The sequence below is a fragment of the Bacteroides sp. ET489 genome, assembly GCF_030518095.1.
Taxonomy (GTDB): domain Bacteria; phylum Bacteroidota; class Bacteroidia; order Bacteroidales; family Bacteroidaceae; genus Bacteroides; species Bacteroides ndongoniae.
This window is the reverse complement of record NZ_JAULLJ010000094.1, coordinates 1-2,272: the sequence shown is the minus strand read 5'-3', so window position 1 is coordinate 2,272 and position 2,272 is coordinate 1. Positions and strand designations below refer to the sequence as shown.

At 46.0% G+C, this 2,272-nt stretch carries 3 protein-coding genes; all 3 read right to left on the bottom strand.

Annotation, left to right across the window (positions count from 1 at the left end; genetic code table 11):
- Positions 1-1,415: IS66 family transposase (locus tag Q3C19_RS18075; protein ID WP_302731223.1), on the bottom strand; the 1,415-nt coding region annotated here is incomplete at its 3' end.
- Between the two features lie 87 nt (positions 1,416-1,502).
- Positions 1,503-1,871: an IS66 family insertion sequence element accessory protein TnpB gene (gene tnpB / locus Q3C19_RS18070; RefSeq protein ID WP_071149928.1), complete on the bottom strand. Its 369-nt coding sequence runs from the start codon at positions 1,869-1,871 to the stop codon at positions 1,503-1,505.
- On the bottom strand, positions 1,864-2,187 hold the full coding sequence (locus Q3C19_RS18065; RefSeq protein ID WP_087212315.1) for a hypothetical protein: 324 nt from the start codon (positions 2,185-2,187) through the stop codon (positions 1,864-1,866). The genes tnpB and Q3C19_RS18065 overlap by 8 nt, the downstream gene beginning before the upstream one ends.
- Positions 2,188-2,272 lie beyond the last annotated feature (85 nt).

The window sequence follows — 2,272 nt, the reverse complement described above, 5'->3', positions numbered from 1 at the left end:
GCTTCGTGATTACCACAGAAAAGAAAATTTTTTCTGCTCAGAGTGATGGGCCGTTGGACATTTTCCGCCAGATTGTTGTCCCAGTACAGGCGGCCATCGTCCAGACATCTCATAATATTATCCCATTTGGTATAGGCATATGTTATGGCCTTGCCTGTCAAAGAACTTGGACTGTATTTAATTCCTTCTGTCTCCATCCATACCTTCATTGCCTCCATGATTGGCCTGGACAGTTCCTGACGCGTCTGTCTGCGCTCATCATATGACAGGCCGGCTTCGTCACACTGGCGTTCTATTTTATAGATATGCTGTATCTGAGTCAGTGCATGTTGCGCCATCTCCCTGTTTTCATCCAAAGCCTGCTCAAAATGACGGCGTATATGCACCAGGCAGTTGAGTAGCCGCACATCGGGGTTGGTCTTGAAGGCTGTTTCATAACCTGCAAAACCGTCACATTGAAGATATCCCTTGAAGTGATAGTGATTTGCCAGGGATTCGATGACCGCTCCGGCCCGTGATCCCCCGTCGTAATGGAAGATGACCAGTTTCTCCATGACTGATCTTACCATCCAGAGATATTCCTTGTCGGCTCTGTGTTTTTCTCTGTTAATGACCGGAACTGTAGTTTCATCCGCCTGTACATAGTCACAGGAGAAGACTTCCCATTTGAGTTCTTCATACAGAGGCTTAAGCAGTTCCACGGTTTTCTTGAACCAGCCGTCCAGTGTACTTTCGGTAAGGCCTTTCATTCCAAGATGGCGGTATTGCTGTATCTGACGGTAGAACGGGACATGATATTCATACTTCTGAAGCAGTATCTCGGCAAGCAGGCTGGTGTCAGCAATGCACTTGTCGACCGGCATCAGCGGCATGGGAGCTATCTCTACGCCTTTCTGTCCGGCTGGAGGAAGCAGGGTACTATCCTTGAGAGCATATTTGGGACGGATGATCACCTTGACGTAAAGCATTCCCGGCTTGTGTTTGACGACTTTTGTTATCTCTTCGCCTATTCTACGGTATAAAGACAAGTCTACGCCTTTCGGTTCTATTGTATCGGTTTCCAATACGGGCAAGTCCTCTATCATTTTGCGGTTCTGACGATTTCGTTTTACGTCTTCCACCGATTCCTTCTCAATCTTTTCCACAGCCTCGTCCCGCTTTTCTTCCGCCTGCTGCCGGAGTCCGGAAAACTCGTCGGCAAAGAGGTCTGGCATATTAGGATCATATACGCGAAGTTTCTCCGATTTACGACCAAAGAGCTGACGGTTCAGCCATGCGACCTGAGCCGTCAACTCCTTGATACGTTCCTGCAGATTTTTTATCTGTTCGGATTGATTCTTATTAGTAGTAGACAATGAGGCTATAGAGGCATTCAGCCCTTCTATCGTCTTGAGTAAAATTTCTTTTTCTTCCATTGTCTATACTTCTTTTAATGATGTAAATATACTAATTAACAGTGAATTATGCAACAATATCCAAAGTTTACTCACGCAAAAAACATGTTATACATGGTATTCCTTACGTTCGGCTCTTAACCGCCGGAGCCTCTGTTCCGGGTTTTCCTGTATTCCTTCAACCATCATCACCAGATCGCGCCACTCCATGGGATAGCTGTTTGATTTGGGATCATACTCCGGCAGCTTGAAGCGACCGGCCTCCAGACGTTTTACATACATTACCATACCTCCGTCTTCGGCATGAAGGAGTTTCATTAGTCTGCGGCTGGAACCGATGAAGATGAAGACATCACCGTTCCTCACTTCACTGTTCATTTTCTCATGTACCACTCCACATAGCGAACTGATACCCTTGCGCATATCTGTCCTGCCCGGACACAGGAAGTAGCGCATCGTGTCGTTCAGGTTAAACATGACCGTCTCGAAGACTTTGGGTAAATATTTCCTTCAGCAAATCTTCAGAACCGCTCCCGAAGTGGGCACGAAGTCCATTGGGAAACAGCAGCGCAACACCATGCGGCAATTGTTCTTCTTGGGAAGACTCCGTAAATGCCTGTTTAAAACTGATAGGAGCCAACTCGTGTTTGATACTGCTCCTGTCAACGGAACATTTTCTACGCCAGTAGTGATAGGTTGAATAACTTACACCTATCTGTTGAAGGTACGACTTCAACGGCAGCTCGCTTTGTTGCACCTGCAATTCTAATTCTTCAAATTCTTGTCTGTTCATAATAATTGAGGTTTGATTGTATTCACTGCCGCAAAGCTACAACCAAACCTCAAAGTGTAAAAGGTGCATTTCTTCGAATGCTTAC

Excerpts from the sequence above, each read along its gene's own strand:
- tnpB (WP_071149928.1), bottom strand. The coding sequence starts at position 1,871 with ATGTTTAACCTGAACGACACGATGCGCTACTTCCTGTGTCCGGGCAGG.
- Q3C19_RS18065 (WP_087212315.1), bottom strand. The coding sequence starts at position 2,187 with ATGAACAGACAAGAATTTGAAGAATTAGAATTGCAGGTGCAACAAAGC.